This is a genomic window from Ulvibacter antarcticus, assembly GCF_003688405.1.
GTDB lineage: Bacteria > Bacteroidota > Bacteroidia > Flavobacteriales > Flavobacteriaceae > Ulvibacter > Ulvibacter antarcticus.
In genome coordinates this window covers 41745-65202 of record NZ_REFC01000013.1, presented here as the reverse complement: position 1 = coordinate 65202, position 23458 = coordinate 41745, and the positions used below count along the sequence as shown (strand labels likewise).

Annotated in this window: 22 protein-coding genes; 3 read left to right on the top strand and 19 right to left on the bottom strand. The window is 37.2% G+C overall.

Annotation, left to right across the window (positions count from 1 at the left end):
• Positions 1-11: 11 nt before the first annotated feature.
• The 3 genes from BXY75_RS09170 to rimO are packed head-to-tail and all read right to left on the bottom strand — an operon-like array spanning position 12 to position 3674.
• Positions 12-1046, bottom strand: a complete 1035-nt coding sequence (locus BXY75_RS09170) for a hypothetical protein (RefSeq protein ID WP_121907453.1) — start codon at positions 1044-1046, stop codon at positions 12-14.
• Positions 1047-1092: 46 nt separating this feature from the next.
• A complete protein-coding gene (locus tag BXY75_RS09165; protein ID WP_121907452.1) occupies positions 1093-2349 on the bottom strand; it encodes a hypothetical protein in 1257 nt (418 codons plus the stop codon).
• 17 nt (positions 2350-2366) lie between these two features.
• Positions 2367-3674 carry a 30S ribosomal protein S12 methylthiotransferase RimO gene (gene rimO / locus BXY75_RS09160; protein ID WP_121907451.1) on the bottom strand — a complete coding sequence of 436 codons (1308 nt, stop codon included), beginning with the start codon at positions 3672-3674 and terminating at the stop codon, positions 2367-2369.
• Between the two features lie 171 nt (positions 3675-3845).
• Here rimO and BXY75_RS09155 point away from each other — a divergent pair, with 171 nt between their 5' ends.
• Positions 3846-5747 (top strand): S9 family peptidase, encoded by a 1902-nt coding sequence (locus tag BXY75_RS09155; RefSeq protein WP_121907450.1) that lies wholly within the window; start codon positions 3846-3848, stop codon positions 5745-5747.
• Between the two features lie 204 nt (positions 5748-5951).
• Here BXY75_RS09155 and BXY75_RS09150 read toward each other — a convergent pair whose 3' ends face one another.
• From BXY75_RS09150 to BXY75_RS09105, 10 genes are all read right to left on the bottom strand, one after another.
• On the bottom strand, positions 5952-6584 hold the full coding sequence (locus BXY75_RS09150) for a class I SAM-dependent methyltransferase (protein ID WP_121907449.1): 633 nt from the start codon (positions 6582-6584) through the stop codon (positions 5952-5954).
• Positions 6585-6751: 167 nt separating this feature from the next.
• A complete protein-coding gene (locus tag BXY75_RS09145; RefSeq protein WP_121907448.1) occupies positions 6752-8503 on the bottom strand; it encodes a DUF885 domain-containing protein in 1752 nt (583 codons plus the stop codon).
• A gap of 91 nt (positions 8504-8594) precedes the next feature.
• Positions 8595-9548: a signal recognition particle-docking protein FtsY gene (ftsY, locus tag BXY75_RS09140; protein ID WP_121907447.1), complete on the bottom strand. Its 954-nt coding sequence runs from the start codon at positions 9546-9548 to the stop codon at positions 8595-8597.
• Between the two features lie 248 nt (positions 9549-9796).
• A complete protein-coding gene (locus BXY75_RS09135; protein WP_121907446.1) occupies positions 9797-9949 on the bottom strand; it encodes a DUF4295 domain-containing protein in 153 nt (50 codons plus the stop codon).
• A 59-nt stretch (positions 9950-10008) separates the two neighbouring features.
• The gene (gene rpmG, locus BXY75_RS09130) at positions 10009-10191 is read right to left on the bottom strand and encodes a 50S ribosomal protein L33 (protein WP_121907445.1); all 183 of its coding nucleotides are present in this window, start codon (positions 10189-10191) and stop codon (positions 10009-10011) included.
• A 27-nt stretch (positions 10192-10218) separates the two neighbouring features.
• Positions 10219-10458: a 50S ribosomal protein L28 gene (gene rpmB / locus BXY75_RS09125; RefSeq protein WP_121907444.1), complete on the bottom strand. Its 240-nt coding sequence runs from the start codon at positions 10456-10458 to the stop codon at positions 10219-10221.
• A gap of 78 nt (positions 10459-10536) precedes the next feature.
• Complete coding sequence (locus BXY75_RS09120; protein WP_121907443.1) at positions 10537-11784, bottom strand: competence/damage-inducible protein A; 1248 nt, start codon at positions 11782-11784, stop codon at positions 10537-10539.
• A complete protein-coding gene (locus BXY75_RS09115; protein ID WP_121907442.1) occupies positions 11785-12126 on the bottom strand; it encodes an Hpt domain-containing protein in 342 nt (113 codons plus the stop codon).
• Positions 12127-12738: a fumarylacetoacetate hydrolase family protein gene (locus BXY75_RS09110; protein ID WP_121907441.1), complete on the bottom strand. Its 612-nt coding sequence runs from the start codon at positions 12736-12738 to the stop codon at positions 12127-12129.
• Between the two features lie 39 nt (positions 12739-12777).
• Positions 12778-13551 (bottom strand): 3'-5' exonuclease, encoded by a 774-nt coding sequence (locus BXY75_RS09105; RefSeq protein WP_121907440.1) that lies wholly within the window; start codon positions 13549-13551, stop codon positions 12778-12780.
• Positions 13552-13602: 51 nt separating this feature from the next.
• Here BXY75_RS09105 and BXY75_RS09100 point away from each other — a divergent pair, with 51 nt between their 5' ends.
• Positions 13603-14220: a thioredoxin domain-containing protein gene (locus tag BXY75_RS09100; protein WP_121907439.1), complete on the top strand. Its 618-nt coding sequence runs from the start codon at positions 13603-13605 to the stop codon at positions 14218-14220.
• A 102-nt stretch (positions 14221-14322) separates the two neighbouring features.
• On the opposite strand, the gene BXY75_RS09095 is transcribed toward BXY75_RS09100, so the two are convergent.
• The 4 genes from BXY75_RS09095 to BXY75_RS09080 form a co-directional block, all read right to left on the bottom strand.
• Positions 14323-15633, bottom strand: coding sequence for a dihydrolipoamide acetyltransferase family protein (locus BXY75_RS09095; protein WP_121907438.1), 1311 nt, complete (start codon positions 15631-15633; stop codon positions 14323-14325).
• Between the two features lie 167 nt (positions 15634-15800).
• The gene (locus BXY75_RS09090; RefSeq protein WP_121907437.1) at positions 15801-16919 is read right to left on the bottom strand and encodes a glycosyltransferase family 2 protein; all 1119 of its coding nucleotides are present in this window, start codon (positions 16917-16919) and stop codon (positions 15801-15803) included.
• Between the two features lies 1 nt (position 16920).
• Positions 16921-17541, bottom strand: a complete 621-nt coding sequence (gene recR / locus BXY75_RS09085; protein WP_121907436.1) for a recombination mediator RecR — start codon at positions 17539-17541, stop codon at positions 16921-16923.
• 85 nt (positions 17542-17626) lie between these two features.
• Complete coding sequence (locus BXY75_RS09080) at positions 17627-20101, bottom strand: T9SS type A sorting domain-containing protein (protein ID WP_121907435.1); 2475 nt, start codon at positions 20099-20101, stop codon at positions 17627-17629.
• 116 nt (positions 20102-20217) lie between these two features.
• Between BXY75_RS09080 and BXY75_RS09075 the strand changes: the two genes are divergently transcribed.
• Positions 20218-21657 carry a sodium:solute symporter gene (locus BXY75_RS09075; protein WP_121907434.1) on the top strand — a complete coding sequence of 480 codons (1440 nt, stop codon included), beginning with the start codon at positions 20218-20220 and terminating at the stop codon, positions 21655-21657.
• Here the strand turns inward: BXY75_RS09075 and BXY75_RS09070 are convergent.
• Positions 21634-21993, bottom strand: coding sequence for a CoA-binding protein (locus BXY75_RS09070; RefSeq protein WP_121907433.1), 360 nt, complete (start codon positions 21991-21993; stop codon positions 21634-21636). The genes BXY75_RS09075 and BXY75_RS09070 overlap by 24 nt on opposite strands.
• 454 nt (positions 21994-22447) lie before the next feature.
• Complete coding sequence (locus tag BXY75_RS09065; RefSeq protein WP_121907432.1) at positions 22448-23455, bottom strand: 3-oxoacyl-ACP synthase III family protein; 1008 nt, start codon at positions 23453-23455, stop codon at positions 22448-22450.
• Between the last annotated feature and the right edge of the window lie 3 nt (positions 23456-23458).

The following is a 23458-nucleotide window of genomic DNA, read 5'->3' as shown; positions in this document are numbered from 1 at the left end:
AATTTAGATAATCAGGTTGTTACTTTAGCTGGCTTACTGACTTTCTTAGATTTACGAAGATCAAAAAGCCCCTTGATCGTAATAACATTTAACGGAAACTCCAGAAAAACATGTAAGAAACTTAGAAAGAAAAGTGCTACTAAACCTGTGGCATAATCGTAATAATAAATCGCTATTGAGCTTATCCAGATAAATAAAATAAGGGCAGACTTCTTTTTCGTCAACGAATTTTTCCAACCGATAACTGTAGTTTTCGAAAACCAATTAAGATAATGGTAGGTATACGCAAAGGCAATAAAAATTTGTATTTTAATCCCTAAGGCGGACAGGTGGTAAAATTTGCCTTCTTCCACCACTCCACCAAAAATTTTAGCAATCATATAATTTACTTCCAACATATTGCTCTCATCCATGATTCCGGCTGTCTGAGTAGAAACTGAATAGACCGTTTCATCAACGTTTAAGAAAATAATCGCTATTGGCACCAAAAACAATAATACAGCAGCATACACCCCATTTCGACTTTTGGAACGCGTGGTTCCATATATCATAAATAGCAAAGTGAATAAATAAACATGCAAAATTGTAGGCAGAAAAAGTCCGAAGATATATACCGAACTTGGGACATATAAATACATGCTTACCGAAATAAAGAAACTCGCCAATAATGAAAGCAACATATGCTTCGCTTTTTTAAAGAAAATTAAGCTAATGGCAAATAAGAAACCGGTGAGTAAAAGCATTTTCCCCTTTGTTGAAATAAAACCAATGGTACTTTCTTCTGAAACATTGATACCTACATCGAGTAGTTTCACAACAGGATACAGTGCAAGCAAGCCCGCGAAAATAAAGAAGATGGTTATCCAAAGGGAATTAGGTTTAACAAAATAATTCTTCTCTTTCAACCAATTGATTTCGGTGAGATAATGAAGCGGCCCTAAGACAGCATATGAAAATAAAAAAAGTTCAAAAGGGAGTTTAATGGCGATCCATAGAGACACCACTATGAGTCCGATATTTACTAAATCTACTTGTTTTGAATTCAATTTGAGTTGCTGTTAGCCTATAAAGATAAAAAAAAGATTGAACCACTTATAAGTTATCAAGCGATATGCGTGCAGTTTGTATAGAAGACTGCTTTCCATTTATTTGCGTCCAGGCGATATATACAAAATCTTTGACGATTGCGATCTTTGGGAAACCACTCGCTCGCGCAGAACTAGTCCCGGATATGGTGATTACTTCACCCTTTGAGCCGTTGGCATATATTTTCTTTAATCGAATAAAGGTTTCTTGATCAACAACTTCCATCCAACTAATCACTGCCGATTCTTGAGATAGCATCGCAACATCCACTCGACCAAGTGTAGTGTTACTATCTACTCGTATTGGTGTATCGAATGATTTGCCTCCATCATTCGAAAATGTAATTTGAACTTTAGGTTTTTCATCTTTACCGGTAAACCAAGCTACAGCAAGATTATCCTCAAATGCCGCCACTGCCGGACCATTGACCGGACAACCTTCAATGTCCCAATTATCCGCAACAACGGTTTTCGGTTGGGACCAAGTACTATCTGCCCAACGCACAATAGAAATATCACGAATCTCTTTGTCACTCCTATCTCTGTAAACTACTACGGGACCTTGAGAAGAAAGAGCAGTTGAAGTCTGACAACAATCACAAACTTTCGCATCTAATTCGTTTTCGGAAGTAATGCTCCCATCTACCCCTACTACAGCACCTCTTAAAGTCATAGCCCCTGCAGATTCGTTATGATCATGACCCTCATGTCCCCCACCAGTATTTCTCCCATCCAACCACGTAACAAAAAATGAATCGTTGTAAGGAACCATAGAAACGAATCCATGTTCCGACTTAGTTCCGTCATTATGAAGCATAAAATTGCTGTTCCATTTTTTTTCTTCGGAATTAAATAGGTTTAGTTTAACATCGTATGAATATGTATCTGGTGATGATTTCTGAAGGATATTCGTTAAAATATTTCCGTTATTTTCAACAATAGCAGGGAAATCGGCCCAATTTACAAACCAATCTTTACCAGAAGTGATTTCTTCGGAAGGGCTCCATTTTTCATTTTTAAACTTAGAAAAGTATAGTATGGAAAGTGAATCTTTTTCTTCGGTCCATGAAAGAAATAGTTCATTGCCGTTTGAAAATAAATTAGGAAGCTCGCTAATTCCCGTCACCGGGTTTGCAAAATATTGTAGTGCTATTTTTTTTTCTTCTGAAGTGATATTTTCCTCCTTTTTCACATCATTCTTACATGATATAAAGACGAAAAGTATTCCGAAGCAAACAAATGAAAATGGTGAGGAGATCTTCATAGTATGAAGATATTAATTTAATCCATAACTACCTCAGCATAGAGATCAAAGTCTTCTGCAGCCGTAATTTTAACTGTAAAAAACTCTCCTGTTCTTAAATAACCTTCCACGGCATTGATCAAGACTTCATTGTCGACATCCGGGCTATCAAATTCGGTACGACCCACATAATAACTACCTTCCTTACGGTCGATCACTACTTTGAATTCCTTACCAATTTTCTGCTGATTAAGCTCCCAGGAGATCTGAGATTGTATTTCCATGATTTGGTTGGCACGATCCATTTTTACATCTTCCGGCACATCATCTTCCAGATTGTAGGCGTGGGTGTTTTCTTCGTGTGAATAGGTAAAACAACCTAAACGTTCAAAACGCATTTCCTCAACCCAATTTTTAAGCGTCTGGAAGTCTTCTTCTGTTTCTCCGGGATAACCAACAATAAGGGTCGTGCGAATTGCCATTTCGGGAACTGCAGCTCTAAACTCTTCCAATAATTTTGTTGTCTTAGCTTTTGTAGTTCCGCGACGCATTGACTTTAAAATAGGGTCTGCAATGTGTTGCAAAGGAATATCGATATAATTACAGATCTTAGGCTCATTGCGCATTATTTCCAGCACATCCATTGGGAAACCGGTTGGAAAAGCATAATGCAGACGAATCCAATCGATACCTTCAACTTTTACAAGTGCTTGAAGCAGCTCGCCTAGATTTCTTTTTTTGTAGATATCTAAACCGTAATACGTAAGATCCTGGGCAATAAGGATTAGCTCTTTTACACCATTTGCAGCCAGTTTTTCGGATTCGATTACTAATTCTTCAATAGGTGTACTTTTATGTTTTCCGCGCATTATTGGGATGGCACAGAAAGAACAAGGGCGATCGCAGCCTTCTGCAATTTTAAGATAAGCGTAATTCTTAGGAGTTGTTGTTAAACGCTCACCAATTAATTCGTGTCTGTAATCTGCACCTAATGCTTTCAACAGTCCCGGAAGTTCTGTAGTTCCAAAATATTGATCAACAGATGGAATTTCTTTTTGTAGATCCGGCTTATAGCGTTCCGATAAACATCCGGTTACGAAAACCTTGTCTACACTACCCTCTTCTTTTTTCTTAACGTACTCTAAAATGGTGTTGATACTTTCTTCTTTCGCGTTCGCAATAAAACCGCAGGTATTGATTACAACAATATTCCCCTCTTCTTCATGAACTACCTCTTTGTTATTAGCGCGTAACTGTCCCATCAATACTTCACTGTCGTATACATTCTTGGAACATCCAAGGGTTACTACATTGATCTTATTCTTTTTCAGAGTTTTGGTACGCATAACTTACATTTTAAAAGCCTGCAAAGATACTGCTTATTACTAAGACTACAAGCTGATTAAAGTAGGAGTTTAATGCCAATAAATAATCGTGCCTTCTTTAAATGTAGAACCTATTCCCTTTTAAAATAATCATCATTTGCATAACTTTACTTTCTTTTAAACAATTCAACTATGAAAATATACTTCACACTATTGCTGGCCTTTATTGGATGCGGCTTACTACAAGCCCAAAACGTAATGACTCCCGAACTGCTTTGGCAGGTAAAGAAGGTGAGTCCGATGGGAATCTCGACCGACGGACAAAGTCTTGTCTACAAAGTTTCGAGTCCGAATATGGCTGAGAATAAATTCGATTCCAAGTTTTATAAAATGCCTTTAGATGGAGGTGCTGCCATAGCACTCGAAAGTGCGGCAGGATTGGTTGCCGATAAGAATGTTTCCCCAAATTATGGATGGCAGTTACTTCATAAAGCAGTAGCAATCGAGAAAATTACCGGAAAAGATTTATACAGTGATTTGCCACAATCAGATGCTTATGTATATACAGCTCTAGATTACCGTCATTGGGACTCTTGGAACGATGGTTCATACAACCATGTTTTTTATAAGAACATGAAAACAGGTGAAGACACAGATATAATGCCGGGAGAGCCATTTTATACACCTCAAGCTCCATTTGGCGGGGATGAAGACTATATCTGGTCGCCAGATAGCAATGACATTTATTATGTGAGTAAAAAAGTCGCAGGAACGGCTTATGCTATAAGTACGAATACAGATATTTACAAATACAATTTGAAGGATAAAACGACGGTAAATGTTACAGCCGATAATAAGGGATACGATACTCAGCCGGCATTTTCGAAGGATGGTTCGCTTGCTTGGACGCAAATGCAAACAGACGGATATGAAGCCGATAAAAATGACATAGTAGTACTTAGGGATGGTATTAAGCAGAATCTAACGGCACGGTGGGACGGTACCGTAAATGGATTTACTTGGGCCGATAATAACAAGGATATTTATTTCACAGCACCTGTTGATGGCACGATTCAAATTTTTAAGGTTGATTATCCAGGCCTGACTCGTAAATTACCTGTGGTTGATCAGCTTTCCGAAGGACAATTCAATATTACCGGTATTGTTGGTCAGACGAAAAATAGTCTCATTGTAACCCGAACCGATATGAATCATGCTTCGGAAATATATTCGTTTGATTTGAAAACGAAGGCTTTTAAACAGCTTACTCATGTAAATGATGATTTGTATAAAGGGCTAACACTTCCGAAGGTGGAGAAAAGATATGTTACCACAAAAGACAATAAGAAAATGCTTGTGTGGGTGATCTTACCTCCAAATTTTGACGCTTCAAAAAAGTATCCAACCTTAATGTATGCACAAGGTGGGCCGCAATCTGCGCTGTCGCAATTTTACTCTTTTCGTTGGAATTTTCAGCTAATGGCATCACAAGGATATATAGTGGTAGCTCCTAATCGAAGAGGTATGCCGGGACATGGTGTTGAATGGAATGAGGCGATTAGCGGAGATTGGGGTGGAAAAGCTATGCAGGATTACCTGGATGCTATTGACGATATAGCTAAAGAACCTTATGTAGATAATGACCGTTTGGGCGCTGTTGGCGCGAGCTTTGGAGGATATTCTGTGTTCTATTTAGCAGGACATCACAATGGGCGTTTTAAAAGTTTTATATCACACGATGGTGTTTTCGATATGAGAAGTATGTATGGCACTACCGAAGAGTTATTTTTTGTGAACTACGACATGGGCGGAGCTTATTGGGAAAAGGACAATGCAAAAGCGCAAAAGGCATTCAATGAATTTAATCCGATAAATTTTGTGGATAAATGGGATACACCAATTTTAATTGTACAGGGCGGAAAAGATTACAGAGTCCCGATTGAACAAGGATTGGAAGCATTTCAAGCAGCGCAATTACAAGGTATAAAAAGTAAACTGTTGTACTTACCGGGAGAGAATCATTGGGTGTTACAACCTCAGAATGCCTTGGTGTGGCAGCGACAGTTTTTTGATTGGTTGAAGGAAACGCTTTAGAATTGATTACCTAGAGATAATCAGCCCTAAAAGGTTAATGTAAAATCTTAAATGTAAAATGTAAAAGTCCAAAGTGTACTATACTTTGGACTTTTACATTTTGCGTTTTTTTTTAATTTGTTAAGTAGCAATCGGATTTACTTCCGTTAAAAAATTAAGAACTTAAATGCGATTTCTAAATAAGCCTAGATTGAGAATTCGTGGTTAACTAATGGTTATTAAGTTCAATTGTCTTTTAAAACTACAAAACAAGAAATTCTGCTTTGTATCAAATGGTGTTAAGTGGTCTTCTGTTACGCACTTAATTTTCTGAAATCCATCGTTCAATTCCGAAGTTAATTCCTTTTCATTGTATTGCTTTATTTCAAGCCCGCTACATTTTTTAGGTCCGTTTTGTGAAAAAGTTCCAATTATTAAGAAACCGCTCACAGACTTTCTAGCAATTTTTAGGTATTTTTCTATTTGTTCAGTCGTTGTGAGAAAATGAAAGGTAGCTCTGTCGTGCCAAACATCATAAGTTGTATTTGGTTCAAATTCTGTAATGTCGCTTACAATCCAATTTACCTTAGTTGCTTTTTCTCCAAGTCGATTTTTTGCTTTTTCAAGTGATTTAGAGGAAATGTCAAGTACAGTAACATTTTCAAAACCTTCTTCTAGTAAGAAATCCACAAGGGTACTGTCGCCGCCACCAATATCTATTATTTTCGCAGTTTTCTTTAATCCGAATGAATTTATAAATTCAACCGAAGTTTTTGGTATTTCTTGCGTCCAACTTACTTGGTCTGGATTTTTAGTCTTATAAACCTTTTCCCAATGTTCTTTTCTATCTAATGTCATCGTTATTTCGCTTTTTTCAGCTCTTGGCTAACGTTTAGTATATGAAAGTAGGCAATTTAGAAGCACAGAACTCGGTTTAGCACAAAGTTTGATACGAGCACAAAACCTTGAATTTAGTACTTATTCGCCTATTTTTTGTATGCTTTGTATTATGAAGTTTCATGCACTTATTTTATCATCAACTCGCGAATATATTTAACAGGAGCATTTCCATAGCTTAAAAACTGCTCATGAAATTCTTTTAAATCGAAATCGTCTCCTTTTAATGTTTTCATCTCATCTCTCAATTCATAAATTTCAGAAAAGCCAGTAAAATAGGAAGTGAGTTGCACAGAAGTTAAGGTCACTCTCACCCACTTTTCTTCCGCCTCCGTTTTTTCCTGGAAGGCCTCTGCAATCATCAATTTCATCGCATCTTCTTTTTGGAGATCAAGCACGTGATAGCTGTAATCCAGAATTGTATTTGTCACAGATCTCAACTGCCATTTGTACCACATTAACCACATTTCTGGAGATTCGTTATAACCCTCCTCCAGCATCATAATTTCGGCATAATTTGCCCATCCTTCAACCATTGCGCCATTCGCTAGGATAGTCTTAATAATACTTGGAGATTCATTACCATAAACGAGTTGCGTATAATGTCCAGGGATTCCTTCGTGTATATTTAAGATTTGAAGGATATAGTGATTGTATTCTCTCAAATTACTTTCGGCTTCTTCATCGCTATAACCGTCAAGAGGAGTCACATTATAATAGGTGTCCTTCCCTTTTTCGTAGGGACCAGGGCTGCTTACAGAAGCACCACTAACGCCACGCATATGTACTGGCATTTCGCGCACAACTAAAGGTTTAGACGGATCTTGTGTTAAAAGGTCGTGCTCTGTTACAAATGAAGCGAGGATGGGCATCTGTCGTTTAATCTCGTCAACAAAATCTTCACGGGCTACATGCTTTTCGGCAATTTTATCGATGAGCATTTTAATCATCACAATTTCATCTGTAGGCTTTTTTAAACCGGCTAGATGATTATCCCAAATTGAATCTGAAATTTCAATCATTTTTGCGTGAATCTTCTTCTTTTCTTTTAGTGCTTTGTTATAAATCTCATCGGCTGTATACCCTGAGTTAACTTGTAAAGCATAATTTTTATCATAAAGCTTTTTCCCAATTCTCGGGCTTTCAGCTTTGCCATCTGCAAGCTCAACTTTAAGTTTTTCAAGTGTAGCAATATAGTTGCTAACAGCTTCTTTTGATGATTGTACTCTTGCTAACAACGTTTCTTTTGTAGCATCGCTCAGCGTTGAACTTGATATAGAATCTAAAAGTTGCTCTCCTAAAATATGCAAAGCTCCTTGGTTTTGATTGTAGCCAAGATCAAGATGCTCCATCGTTGGTCTTGTAAGGTTTTCTATTCCGCTTTCATAATAAGCGGGAACGTTTTTCAACAATGCAGACAGAATTTCTAAACGTGTATCAAGATCTGCATAATCGCCATTTACTATTGTCCATACGCGACCTGCAATATTGTAACCAGATGCATCCCATTCATGACCTTTAAATTCGTTAACCCACCATACGCTAGATTCCAGTGAATTTTCTATAAGATGATAGTCTATTTTATTTTTATCATCTAAATTGGCGAGCTCAAACTGCTGGAGCTTAGCGTCCATTTCCTTAAGCGAATTGAGATATTTTTGTTTATTTTCTTCTGAATCGATATTCAAAATAGAATCGTACTCGTGCAATCCAGCCCAAGATGCCCAACCTGGACTTTGTTTCCAAAGATTTTGTAAGAATTCTTCTTTAAAGGAGTCAAAATTCTCATTTTGGTCACTGGCGACATCTTTGTTCGTTTGTTCTTTGCAAGCTGATACTGAAATAATGAGAATTATTACTAATAGAAGTTGTTTTTTCATGATTATATTTAATTGGTTAGCCGTTGAATATACAAGATACTCGGCCGACTAAAAAATTTCATATAACCAAAGGAATAATACTACCCTAAATTTATTTAAAAAAGCTATCTACAAATTCAATTTTATTAAACACCTGAAGATCTTCGATGCCTTCTCCTACTCCGATGTATTTCACGGGAATTTGAAACTGATCTGAAATACCAATCACGACGCCTCCCTTTGCGGTACCGTCAAGTTTGGTAACTGCTAGTGAAGTAACTTCGGTGGCAGCAGTAAATTGTTTTGCTTGTTCAAAAGCGTTTTGTCCGGTAGAACCGTCTAATACTAAAAGCACTTCGTGAGGTGCATCAGGGATTACCTTTTGCATGACGCGCTTTACTTTTGTAAGCTCATTCATTAAATTCACTTTATTGTGTAAACGTCCGGCTGTATCGATAATTACTACATCGGCATTTTTGGTTACTGCACTTTCTAAGGTATCGAAAGCAACACTTGCGGGATCACTTCCCATTTCCTGACGTACTAAGGGAACACCTGTGCGATCTGCCCAGATTTGTAGTTGATCGATAGCCGCTGCACGAAACGTATCTGCAGCACCAAGAACTACGGTTTTACCGGCACTTTTGAACTGATGTGCTAGTTTTCCTATAGTTGTTGTTTTCCCTACACCATTAACGCCTACAACCATGATTACATAAGGAGCATCTTGTTTTGGTATTTCGAATTCGGTTGCATTACCGCTATTGGTTTCACTTAAAAGTCCTGCGATTTCTTCTCTAAGAATTTTATTGAGCTCATCTGTGCCAAGGTATTTATCCTTAGCTACTCTGGCTTCTATGCGATCTATAACTTTTAAGGTTGTAGTTACTCCCACATCGCTCGATACGAGTACCTCCTCGAGATTATCGAGTACATCTTCATCGACCTTACTTTTCCCGGCAACGGCCTTTCCAAGTTTGTCTAAAAAAGAAGTAGAAGTTTTTTCAAGGCCTTTATCAAGGGTCTCTTTTTTTTCTTTGGTGAATATCTTTTTAAAGAAGCTCATTAAGTTTGATTATTCGTTGATGTGACTTTTTGATAGTGCGTTAGGGATAGTAGCGGCATCCCCTGAAGTAGTCATGTAGTGAGCTTCGCTCTACCTCATTGTGACTACAGGGATACAGCGGATAGCCCGCCCTAAAGTAGAGCCAAGCTCACTTTAGGAACGCCCAACAATTCTTCGACGGCAAAGATACAAATAGAAAAAGCCACTTTACTAAAAAAGTGGCTTTTGTACTATAAATATCGTTGTGGTTATCTTTTGTTTAACCAGTCATTTACTAATTCGGGCGCCATAATTGACTCCGTAAAAGTGTATGCTCCTGTCTTTGGCGACTTAACCATCTTGATTGCTTTGGTTAAACGCTTAGATCCTGTTTGTAATGATGCTACCGATTTCTTTGCCATGGCGCTGTACTTTAGTGGAAATTTATTGACCCGAAATATACGAGCTTATAAAATCCTAGTTATTTAATCTCTTTATGAACCGTCATTTTTTTCAAGATTGGGTTGAATTTCTTCAACTCCACTCTATCTGGCGTGTTCTTTTTGTTTTTGGTTGTGATGTAACGAGAAGTTCCCGGTTTCCCAGAATCCTTGTGCTCTGTACATTCTAAAATTACCTGTACTCTGTTTCCTCTTTTAGCCATTATAATAGACTTTATGAATTATTGCTGTTATTTTGTAAGAAAGCCTTTTGAACGAGCTTCCTTGATAACGGCAGAAATACCTTTTTTATTGATTGTTTTTAATACTGAAGTAGACACTCTTAAGGTGATCCACTTATCCTCTTCAGGAATGTAAAAACGTTTCTTTGCAAGGTTCACATTGAACTTGCGTTTCGTTTTATTCATGGCGTGGGAAACATTATTCCCTACCATTGCTCTTTTGCCCGTAAGCTCACAAACTCTCGACATTTCGTTAAAATATTTTTGGTTATTTTAAAACAGGGTGCAAATTTAGTTAATTTTATCTATTTGCACAACAAAAGGAATCTAGTTTTTTAAAATTTCTTTTAGCAGCATTTCCAAAGCCTTGTTAATTGCCTTTGCTATAACTCTTTCCCTTGCTTTTCCAAAGCTAAATTTTTGCGACACAACCCCTGTTGGGGTAGCAATTGCAATACATACTGTTCCTACCTCATCATCTCCATCCCCTATTGTTGGTCCTGCAATTCCGGTAGTCGCAATCGCATAATCACTTTTAAAAAGTTTTTTAGCCTGGAGTGCCATAGCTTCGGAAACAGGGATGCTCACGACATTATTTACAGCTATAAGTTGATCGTCGACTCCAAGAATAGCCGTTTTTAGTGCTGTTTCGTAAGGCACGATCCCTCCTTTAAAATAGGCTGAAGCACCTGCATTTTCAGTTATTTTCTGTGCAATTCCTCCGCCGGTACAACTCTCCGCAAGGCTCATGCTTTGTCCTTTTTTTACTAAGATTTCCCCAATACGCTGTTCAATGCTGGTTTCGTCTTCATATCCAATCGCAATATCCTTTAGAAGCTCCTCCAAAGTATTCATTTCATCATCTACGGCTTCCTTAAGCAATTTTTCATTTACTCCCTTTGAAGACAAACGAAGTCTTACTTTTCCCAATGAAGGCAAATACGCAAGTTTTATATCTTTTGGCAAAGCGTTTTCCCAATCCTCTAAACGATTTGCTACTTCACTTTCTCCCATCCCATAAGTCAGTAATGTTTTGTGGTAAATATGGGGTCGGTTAAATTTTTTGATTACCCGAGGAAGTACTTCATCCTGCATCAAATACTTCATCTCGTAAGGCACACCCGGCATGGATACAAACACAGTCTTATTCTTTTCCAGCCACATTCCCGGAGCGGTTCCATGCTTATTCTGAAGCACTGTAGCTTTAGATGGCACCATTGCTTGCAGCAGATTGGAAGGGAGCGGATCACTGTCTATATACTGAGAGAAAATACGATATATATGAGCAAGAACTTTTTTATTTTCTACTAAAGTATCATTGAAAAACTCACATATAGTTGATTTGGTAATATCATCTTTTGTTGGTCCCAGACCACCGGTAATTATAATAAGATCGGCATTGTTTTCTGCTAGCTCTAAAGCCTTTAAAATATGCTCTTTATCGTCCTGAATGGAAGTTATCTGATAGACCTGAACACCAATTTTATTCAGTTCCTTTGAAATATAAGCGGAATTTGTATCGACTATTTGCCCGATGAGTATTTCGTCACCGATGGTAATTATTTCAGCAAGCATTTATAATTTAAAATCTGATTTGAGCTCTGCAAAAACAAGCTTCAATATAGCAACTATTTTTTCGAGCTGTTCCAAAACAACCTCCTTAGATTTTGAGCTTTTGGACCAGGATTCTATGGACGAAATTTCCTTTTGTAATTCAATCCCAAACATTTCCAGATTAGGTTTCATTTTATGAGCAAATTGATAGGCTAGCTCTCTGTTATCGTTGGCTACAGCCTCCTCCATAGATGCTAAATCCGGAGGTATTTCGTCTAAAAAAGTTTGGGCAACAACCGTCATAAATTCGGTATCTCCTCCGGCTATTTCTTTTAGACTATCAATAGAATAATTTTTGCTCATTTATTTTATTTTTACTGAAAACATTTCCTTCTCTTCAATATATCCTTTTAGGACATCATTGGGATTAACTTTGGCAACGCCCGAAGGTGTCCCGGTAAAGATAATGTCTCCTATCTTTAATGTAAAATATTTTGAAATATATTCGATTAACGCATCGATTTTCCATAACATCAACCCAGTATTGCCTTTTTGTACGATCTCATCGTTCTTTTTCAAGCTGAAATCAATGGCATCAATATTTTCAAACGCACTTTTTGGTAGGAAATTGCCGACTACAGCCGCTCCGTCAAAACTTTTAGCCTTTTCCCATGGTAGCCCCTTGGATTTTAGCTCCATTTGAAGATCCCTAGCAGTGAAATCGATCCCCAAGCCTATTTCATCGTAATACTTATGTGCAAACTTACGGTCGATATGCTTTCCAATCTTATTTATCTTCACTAAAATCTCTACTTCATGATGAACATCATTGGAGAATTCAGGAATAAAAAAGGGTTGTTTTTTTAATAAGATGGCAGTATCCGGTTTTAAAAACAGAATAGGATGTTCTGGTCTTACGTTATCTAATTCTGCGATATGGTCTGTGTAATTACGCCCTACACATATTATTTTCATCTTTATTTAATTTTTAGAAATTTGGAAATTGGAATGAGGTTAAAACTTATTATTCAGCTTCCGAAGTTTAATTCCGGTAAGCACTTTTTTTGTATACAACGGAAAATCGGCATTTAACAGCCATCCAAAATAACCTGGTTCTTTCTCCAAAATATCGTCTACCAATGCACCTTTGTGCTTTCCGAAGCTAAAAATTTCTTCCCCTTTCTTATTGTAACCAATATATCCGGCAAAATCAGCGAAGTTCTTATGCGAGCTAAAAGTGGCTAGAAAAGAAATATCGTTTTCAAGGTCTTCGTATCTCGATAATTGAGCTTTTAGTACTTCATAAGTAGCTTCAGTATCGGCAGCAGCACTATGTGCATTCTCTAAAGTCCTATCACAATAGAATTTATAAGCAGCCTCCAGAGTACGTTTCTCTTTTTTATGAAAAATAGTCTGAACATCAACCGAAAGTGCTTTCTTCATGTCGAAATCAATATCCGAGCGAAGCAGTTCTTCAGCAAGTAATGGAATATCAAACCGATTTGAATTAAAGCCACCAAGATCACAATCCTTTATCAAGGCATATACCTTAGTTGACAGTTCATTAAACGTGGGCTCATTCGCAACCATTTCGTCTGTAATTCCATGTATAGCCGAAGTTACGGCCGGAATAGGCATCTGCGGATTTACCCTCCATGTATGACTTTCCTTATTACCATTAGGAAACACTTTGAGTATTGAAATCTCTACGATTCTATCTTTTGCAATGTTGATTCCTGTGGTTTCAAGATCGAAAAAACAGATGGGTTTATTTAGTTTTAATTCCATTTGGATTAATTATTGCTGCAAAGGTACTATTTAATACTTTTGCTATAAGTTATGCTTCGGAAAATTATACTTACTATTATTATTTTATTCGCTACATCTGTTTTAATCGCGCAGGAAGATGGTGTGGTTATTTCTGAAAAAAAATCGGGAAAACGAGTAGTTCTCTTTGCCGAGAATACCACCAAAGACAGCCTGAATGTATTTTTTATGGTTCTTTCTGAAGGATATCGAAGAAGTGCAGACAGGCCGGTAATAAAGAACATACCTCCGCTTAGTAAAATTCCGATGATTACCTTGATAGAATTGGCAGATATCCCGTCTTCATATAGTTACGAACTTGTCGTTAATGATAAGGAATACAATTTGGATGTCTCCATCAAAAAAGATGTGAAGGATATTGAAAAATTGATTGAAGGCAAATTGGTTCTCTTTACCATAGATGACTGCGACAAATGCGAACAACTTTCAAATACGCTTAACGATCGGAATATTGCACACAGAACCTTCAATATTCATAAGGATGAAGAACTGTATAGGCAATTTATGGCTTTCATAAAAAAGGATCACTCGGAAGTTATGCGCATCATGTTTCCCGTGATATGGAATAAAGACCACACGATCTTTGGGTATAAAAAACTGGATGAGATCTTAATTGAAATTGAGAAATGAGAATTCAGTGTTCAATGTTCAGTGTTCAGTGTTCAAAATTGAAGCATTAAGTTTAATAAACAAAAAGCTAACTGATTACTATGAACTGTAAACTGTAAACTATTAAATCTCTCGATTAGAATCCCAAGCTTCCAGATAATCGGCCACTTGTTTTACAAACTGTCCTCCCAAAGCTCCATTTACAACGCGATGGTCATAGCTGTGAGACAAAAACATTTTGTAACGAATACCGATAAAATCACCTTCCGGAGTTTCAATAACTGCAGGGACCTTTCTAATAGCTCCAAGTGCTAATATTCCCACCTGCGGCTGATTTATAATTGGTGTTCCCATGATACTTCCAAAAGTACCCACATTGGTCACCGTATAAGTTCCACCTTGTATTTCGTCCGGCTTCAACTTGTTTTCACGCGCTCTTCCAGCCAAATCATTCACGGCCTTACTCATCCCGACAAGGTTTAACTGGTCGGCATTTTTGATAACAGGAACGATTAGATTACCGTCTCCTAATGCGGCTGCCATACCCAAATTGATGTTTTTTCGTTTTATGATTCTATCGCCATCCAAGGCAATGTTCATCATAGGAAAATCCTTCAAGGCTTTAGCCACGGCTTCCATAAATATAGGTGTGAATGTAAGATTTTCTCCTTCACGTTTTGCGAAAGCATCTTTCACTTTTTTACGCCAGTTCCAAATTTTAGTAACATCGGCTTCTATAAACGATTGTACGTGAGCAGAAGTCTGTACACTCTCGACCATATGGTGCGCAATAAGCTTGCCCATTCTGGTCATTTCAATAATCTCATCCCCACCATTCACAGAGACTGGTGCTTTTGTTTTTTCCGTTTTAACAGCGGCAAGTGCAGTTTCAACTTTAGCAGGTGCTGCAGCTATTGCCGGCTGAGCCGATCTGTTTTCTACATAATTTAGAATATCGTTCTTTGTAACGCGACCGTCTTTTCCAGTTCCGGAAATACTGTCTAGTTCGCTTTGAGAAATTCCTTCGGCAGCAGCTATATTTTTTACTAAAGGCGAATAGAAACGATCACCGCTACTCTCAATTGTAGTAGTTTCCGAAGCTGCAACTATAGGTGCCTCCACAGCAGCAATAGCATCTTTAGTTGGTGTAGCTGTTTTTACTGCTTCAACTTTAGGAGCTTCAGGAGCGCCTCCTTCTGTTTCAATTATAGCAATGGTTTGTCCTACTTGAATTACATCGTCAATCTCAAACAAACGCTCTACTAACACGCCATCCACTTCACTAGGAACTTCACTGTCCACCTTATCGGTTGCTATTTCTAGTACCGCTTCATCAGCTTCGATAGTATCCCCAATTTCTTTGAGCCAATTTGTCAGCGTAGCTTCAGCAACACTTTCACCCATTTTTGGAAGTTTCAATTCAAATTTTGCCATAATCTCCTTTAAAGTTAGCGTCTTTTTTAAATATAAACGCTGGTTTAAGCTATTCGATATTAATTCGTTAGGTATTTTTGAAATGGTATAGACTCATATTTAGAAACTTTACCATTTTTTAACGGTGCAAAATTAGTCAAAAAATGCCCGATTATGTTTCATTTTTGTTAAAAAACCATCACATGCCCTTTTTCATCACTTGTGTCGCTGCCCAGTATAAAATTACAATTTTTAGGACGTATCCGAAACTGGTTGTTTTTATTCTTGAGTTGATCCATAACTGAAAATATCTGGGAATAAGGCATATAATCCACATCAAAAATTAGCATAGCGTTTTTTATAATTTGATCTTCAAGCATTGATTTTGAAACATTTTTTACAGGAATTTCTATTTTTTCTGAAATCTTTTTAAAGAGAGAGAAATTCTCGGTAAAAACATAAGCCTGCTCTGTAGATATCATGGCTTGATTTTTCCCTTCTGAAGTATGCCGAAGCTTTTTCATAATAAAAACTCCTGCGTTTACTGCAAAATTCAGAATAGGATTTGGTTTGAAATGCTTTTTGTAGAAAATCTGCATTGCCCCATAAAAGCGTTCGTAATACTTCGCATTTTTTTGAGTACTTTCTCCTTTATAATGTAAAACATTTAGGCTTCCGAGGTAATGGTTTTTATAACCTGCATTTAATATTTTATAGGAAAGATCTATATCCTCACCATACATAAAGTAATCCTCATCAAATCCAGATACTTCGTTATACACGGATCGTTTCAGAAGCATATATGCTCCAACCAGTACTTCTACCTCTCCCTTCTCTTTATCTCCGAGATGGTTCGCGTAGTAAGACTTCACGCGTCCTAATAACTTCAGAAGAGAAATAGCTGGTGTAGGTATATTCCGTTTACTTTCCGGAAGATAATTTCCAGTCCCGTCCATTAAATAAACTCCTAAAGCACCCATTTTTTCGAGTGATTCGGCATATTTCAAACTATTTAAAAAGGCATCCTCGGCAACGGCAGTATCCGGATTTAAAATACACACATACTCTCCTTTAGCTACTTTTACAGCCTGATTATTTGCCTTGCTAAAACCAACATTCTCTCTATTTTCGATTAATTGTATTTGAGGAAATTTAGATTTCATCATCTCACAACTATCGTCCTTAGAATCGTTGTCAATGACAATAATTTCTGCGTCAATATTTTTAATTGCAGATTGCACACTTTGTATGCACTGTTCCAGAAAGTAACGTACATTGTAATTTAGAATAACAACCGTTAATTTCAAATCAGGAGTTTTTTAAGGAATTTTCGAACGGAATTCGGTTTAGTATACTACGGCCTAAAGTTACTTCATCTGCATACTCCAATTCATCACCCACAGAAATCCCTCTGGCAATTGTTGTAGTTATCACATTCAAGCCTTCTAGCTGTTTAAAAATATAAAAATTCGTAGTGTCTCCCTCCATTGTTGAGCTTAATGCAAAAATAATTTCGTCTATAGCTCCGGATTTTACTTTTTCCACCAGGGAATTGATCGTTAATTCGCCGGGGCCAATACCATCCATTGGTGAAATTTTTCCTCCCAATACGTGATAATGTCCTCTGTATTGACTCGTATTCTCTATTGCCATTACATCTCTTATGTCCTCTACCACACAAACTATGCGTTCCAAACGGTTTGGGTTAGCACATATCTCACAGCGTTTAGTATCACTAATATTGTGGCAATTTTCACAAAAATTGATGTTATCCCTCATCTGCAACAGATGACGAGATAGACTATGGGTTTGCTCTTTTGGCTGTTTGAGTAGATGCAAAACCAATCTCAAAGCTGTACGTTTCCCAATGCCGGGTAATTGCGACATTTCGTTTACTGCATTTTCCAATAATTTTGAAGAGAATTCCATAGTATACTTGTAGCTCGCAAGATAAAAAAAATGCTTCAGAAAAGTAAGCCTTTCTGAAGCATTGTACAAAGAGTAAAATGATATTTTATTCTTTAATAAACTGTTTTGTTACCGTTCCATTTTCAGAATTAATTCTAATAAAATACATTCCGGAAGCTAATGACGAAAGCGAAAGTGTATAATTATTTGATACAGTCTGATTCGCCTCATAAATCATTAATTTTCCCAAAACCGAGAATACACGAATATCTGCTTCAACTGTTCTTGGAAGCGAAATTGAAATTTGATCTCCTGCAGGATTAGGATATAGTTTTAAATCATTTTCAGAAAATAAATCTGAAATTCCCAGGCCTGGTCTTCCAACTGGTGAAACCCAAAGACCTCTTCCGTAAGTCCCGGCATAGATCATTCCAGTTGTATGATTGATATCAAACTCATTAATAATTACATTAGGAATATTGTTATTATAAGGTTGCCATTCAGAGAATGTATTGTCGATATAATAGATACCATAATCCATTCCGAGATATAAAGCATCAGCTCCGTTATCATCCCATATTACGGAAAGAGCACTAAATGCAGGTAAATTATGCAAATAACTATCCCAAGTAGCACCACCATCGTTAGATACGTATACTTTAAAAGTTCCTGAAGTCGCTACCGCTATCTTATTTGGGTTTGTAGGATGTATCGCTATCGAATTAATAAGTCCACCAGGAGTTGCGAGCTGAGTCCAGTTCGTTGCACCGCCATCTTCTGTTTTATAAATGAAGGCGCTTCGAGATGCATACATGATCTGATTGTTATTTGGAGCAATCTTCAAATTTGAAAGATCACCTGTAAAAATTTGCGAAATCTGTGCCCATGTATTTCCTCTATCGGTCGATTTGTGTACGGCATCATATCCCACATAAATTGTATTGGTTACTGAAGGATCTTGCTCCATAGGAGAAACCCAATCTCCAGAACCTCCCGGTCCCGAAAGACCAGTAACACTAATCCCACCATTCATAGATCTGTATAAACCTCCAAACTGAATCATCCCGTACATGGTAGTCGCTGCATCTTTATCGACCATTCCTTCCATACCATCTGCTCCTATCCAATCTCTCCATCCACTGGTTTCATTGTAAAATGATGAACCGTTATCCTGCGAACCACCTGTGATCACTACACTAGGTGTTTGAGACACCCCAATTTTATAAAACTGGCGAATTCCCATTCCTGTTGTTATATCTTCATAATAATTCTCATCCAATGTTAAGGTGTTTTCTGCCTTAAATATTCCTCCATCTGTTCCTGCAAATAAAGTGGTACCATCGAATTCTAAAATATCAACATCGGCATGACAGTATCCAATTCCAGCTGAAGCAGCATTTCCCGGAATCCAATCTGCAGTACATGTAAATGATACACCACCATCTAATGATCTCCAGGTTAAAACACCAGCAATGTGAACTTCGTCAATGTTTGTAGGGTTCACTGCGACATCCATATCGCGTGGCGCTTGTCCTCCAGATGAAAAACCTGCAGTATCATAACCGAAGTAATTTCTACCCGTATGGTCTAACTCTGTAAAACTATCACCACTATTTGTAGATTTATAAAAACCTCCAAAAGAACCACTACTTGCTTCTAATACATAAACCACAGTTGGATCAGCTGGAGAAACACCCATCATTTTTGGACCAGTACCAAAACCAGAACCGGCAGAGAAATTAGCACCACCATCGGTAGATTTAAAGAAATTATTTCCTGTCGCATACACTGTAGAAGGATCTCCTGGCTTAAATTCTATATCGTAACCGCCAAACAAAGGTTGTGTCCAATTAGCTCCACCATCCACAGTTCTCCATACACCACCTCCTGAGGCAAAAATTATATCGCTATCGGTAGGGTGAATTAATATCTTATTTACATCGGCAGAACCTAGATCCGCAATTTGAGTCCAAGTTGCTCCGGCATCAGTAGAACGAAACAAAAAACCATCTGTAGAACCAAAATAATAAGTGTCTGAATTGGATGGGTCAATGGCAACCGAATATACTTTCAAATTTGTAAAATAATCGTTGAGTGGCGTCCAGGTCTGTCCGGCATCAGTAGTCTTCCATACCCCTCCTGTATTTGCCCCAACAATAATATGATCACTATTGGTTTTATCTACTGCAATCCCGGTTATTCTACCAACACCTGGATTCCAACTACTCGTTGCATTCCAATTTTGAGGTCCGAGTTCCTGCCAATTATCAGTAAGCGTAACCCTATTATGGGCGGTATTATTTAAATAAGCGTTATATCGCTCTAATTCTGCAAGGTCTTCAGAAACACTTCTAAGATAACCATCTTCGTTCTGCAATCTTTTGGCATTGTATTCCCAACGTTTAAATTGTTTATAACCTGATCCTCTTCCTTTATCTTTGTTTTCAAAATAAATCTCGGCATTATCGACTATTTCCTGAACCGAATAGGTTCCTTGTTCGATCATTCCTAAATACTCTTGAGATTGTACTGTTGCCATTCCCCCAAGAATTGCAACAAATAATAATAAATAGTAACGCATAATTTTTTTGTAATTAGTTAATTTTCAAATGCATCCAAAAGTAATAAAAAAATAAGGTGTTCGCTTTTATAAACTTTGTATTTTTATCGAAATCTTGTCATTAAGTCTACAAATTTATGCAGCCATTACATATTGTGTTATTAATTGCCGGTTATTTCGGAATTTTACTCTTTATCTCTTACTTAACAAACAAAGGCGGAAGTAATTACGATTTCTTTAAGGCGGGAAAACAATCACCTTGGTATTTGGTTGCATTTGGAATGATAGGCGCCTCCCTAAGTGGTGTCACTTTTATTTCCGTTCCGGGATGGGTAGAAGCTTCAAATTTTAGCTATTTTCAAGTGGTATTAGGCTACACTGTTGGTTATGCTGTGATAGGAACTGTGTTACTCCCTTTATATTATCGATTAAACCTTACTTCCATTTATTCATATCTTGAAGGTCGTTTTGGAACTGCTTCTTATAAAACAGGAGCCTCTTTTTTCTTACTATCGAGAATCGTAGGCGCGAGTTTTAGATTATATCTTGTAGCAATTGTGCTTCAGGAATTAGTGTTCAATGCGATGGGAATACCATTTTGGGTCACCGTCACCATCACTATCCTACTAATCTGGTTATACACGTTTAAAAGCGGTATTAAAACCATTGTTTGGACAGATACTCTTCAAACCCTGTTTATGCTAATTGCGGTTGGTGTTGCAGTTTATTATGTAGCTTCAGGTCTTGGACTCTCCGGGAACCAAATCTTCAATTTTATTGCAGAGAGTGATATGTCTCAAATATTCTATTTCGAAGATTGGAAATCGGGAGATCATTTTGTAAAACAATTTATTAGCGGAGCTTTTATTGCGATAGTAATGACAGGACTCGATCAGGATATGATGCAAAAAAATCTTACGTGTCGCAATCTAAAAGACGCACAAAAAAATATGTTTTGGTTTACCATTGTACTAACAATAGTGAATTTTATCTTCTTAGGACTTGGAGTATTACTTACTGTTTATGCCGAGCAAAATGGAATCGATGCACATAAAGACCAACTATTTTCAACGATAGCGGTACAATCTAATATGGGCACCGGAATTGCTATATTCTTCCTATTAGGGTTGATTGCTGCAGCCTACTCAAGTGCAGATAGCGCTCTAACTGCATTGACAACCTCATTTAGTATAGATATTCTTGATATTGAAAAGAAATACGATGAACAAAAGCAAAAACGTGTTCGTAAGCAGATTCACATTATTATGTCAATAGTGTTAATCGTGGTCATTATATCTTTTAATTATATAATAGGAGATGCATCTGTAATAGCTAAGCTGTTTACTTTTGCTGGTTATACCTATGGTCCCTTGCTCGGGCTTTATGCTTTTGGGTTGTTTTCCAAATGGAAAGTAAAAGATAAATTAGTACCCTATATCGCTATTGCGACACCATTTATAGGCTATAGTATTAGTTTTCTTTGTTTGAAATATTTCGCGTTCGATTTTCAATTCTTTATTTTGATTCTTAATGGATTCCTTACATATCTCGGACTAGTACTGATTCGTACTAAGTAAAACAAGGGTACAAGCGCTTTCGAATGCAATATTATTTTTTGTGAGTAGCGTGAATAATTCAGGGTTTTCGGTACCCGGATTAAAAATCACACGCTTGGGTTTCAGAGAAATGATATAATCATAAAAAGCTTGTTGACGGGAAGGGTTTAAATACAAAGTCACTGTATCTATATCTGTAAAATGAACATTTTCCGTTTCTATTTCTACTCCAGCCACAATGCCTTTCTTTAAGCCAATAGCCACTACATCCTGTTTATTGTTAACTAAATTTACAATTGCCAAGTTCGAGTATCGTCCCGGGTTTAAACTGGCTCCAATTACAAGTGTTTTTTTCATAGTATTTTAATGTATAAATGTTTTATTCCGCCGTTCAGCCGAAATTCATAAAACTAAGTTAAATCTAACTTTTGGATGTAACATATTAAGTTTTGTCACGTCTATAGTATAGAAATATTTCTGCTTTACTGTGAAAATTTTTACGTTGATGGTTAGTGTTAATAATAGCAGTAAAGTTGCAAACCCGAGGTTTTAATCTCGGGTTTGTTTTTTTTTGATACTGTTTGGAACACAATTTTATGTGTTAAAATCGGTTATTTCAAGAATAATTTTGAAAATTAATGTAACATTTTAAATTAATCGTAGTCTATTTAGTATCCTATACGTTTATAATTTATTTGAATTAGCCTTTAAAAAATTGTTGACTCTAGGTATTTGCATACCTTCTGAAGTTTTCTTCGGAAGGTATTTTTTTGTCAAATTTTGAATATATCTTTTCTCGTTTTTTCTGAAGCTACCATCGAATAATCGTGCTTCCCCAAGTGAATCCACTTCCGAAAGCCGCAAGTACAACCAAATCGTCTTCCTTAATTTTTCCGGCTTCCCATGCTTCTGTTAATGCAATTGGGATTGAAGCAGCTGTGGTATTCCCATACTTCTGAATGTTATTAAAAACTTTCGAATCCGGCAATTTCATTTTCTTTTGTATAAACTGAGAGATTCTCAAATTGGCTTGATGCGGAATCAACATATCGATATCTTCTACCTTCAAATTGTTTGCTTTAAGCCCTTCGTTTATTACTTCTGAAAACCGAACAATGGCATGTTTAAACACAAATTGTCCATTCATATACGGGTAATAAGGAATATTTTCCTGAGGATTCTTTTCTATAATTTCAGGGACCCAATACTCAGTACTTGGTCCTTGAAGTGATAATTCATTTTTATGTTTCCCTTCACTGTGAAGATGTGTAGACAATATTCCACCTTTCCCACTTTCGTTTCGAGATAAAACTGCAGCACCGGCTCCGTCTCCGAAAATAACGGATATACTTCTGCTGCGATCTGAAAAATCAAGACCGCCACTGTGATTCTCACTTCCAATAACCAATATGTTTTTATACATTCCAGTCTTGATAAACTGATCGGCAACCGATATCGCATATACAAACCCACTACATTGATTCCTTACATCCAATGCCGGAATCGTTCGCATCCCCATCATTTCCTGCACCTCTACTCCACCGCCTGGGAAATACATATTCGGACTTAAGGTCGCAAATACGATCATATCTATGTCCTTGGGTTTTAATCCGGCCCTTTCTAAGGCAATCTTTGAAGCTTTTACACCCATTACTGAAGTCGAATTACCATCACCTTTCTTAATGTGATGGCGCTCCTCAATACCTGTGCGCTCCTGTATCCAGGCATCGTTCGTATCCATTAATTTAGACAGATCGTCGTTCGTAACTATATTTTCGGGCACATAGCTGCCCAATCCGGTGATTTTTGATGTATACATTAA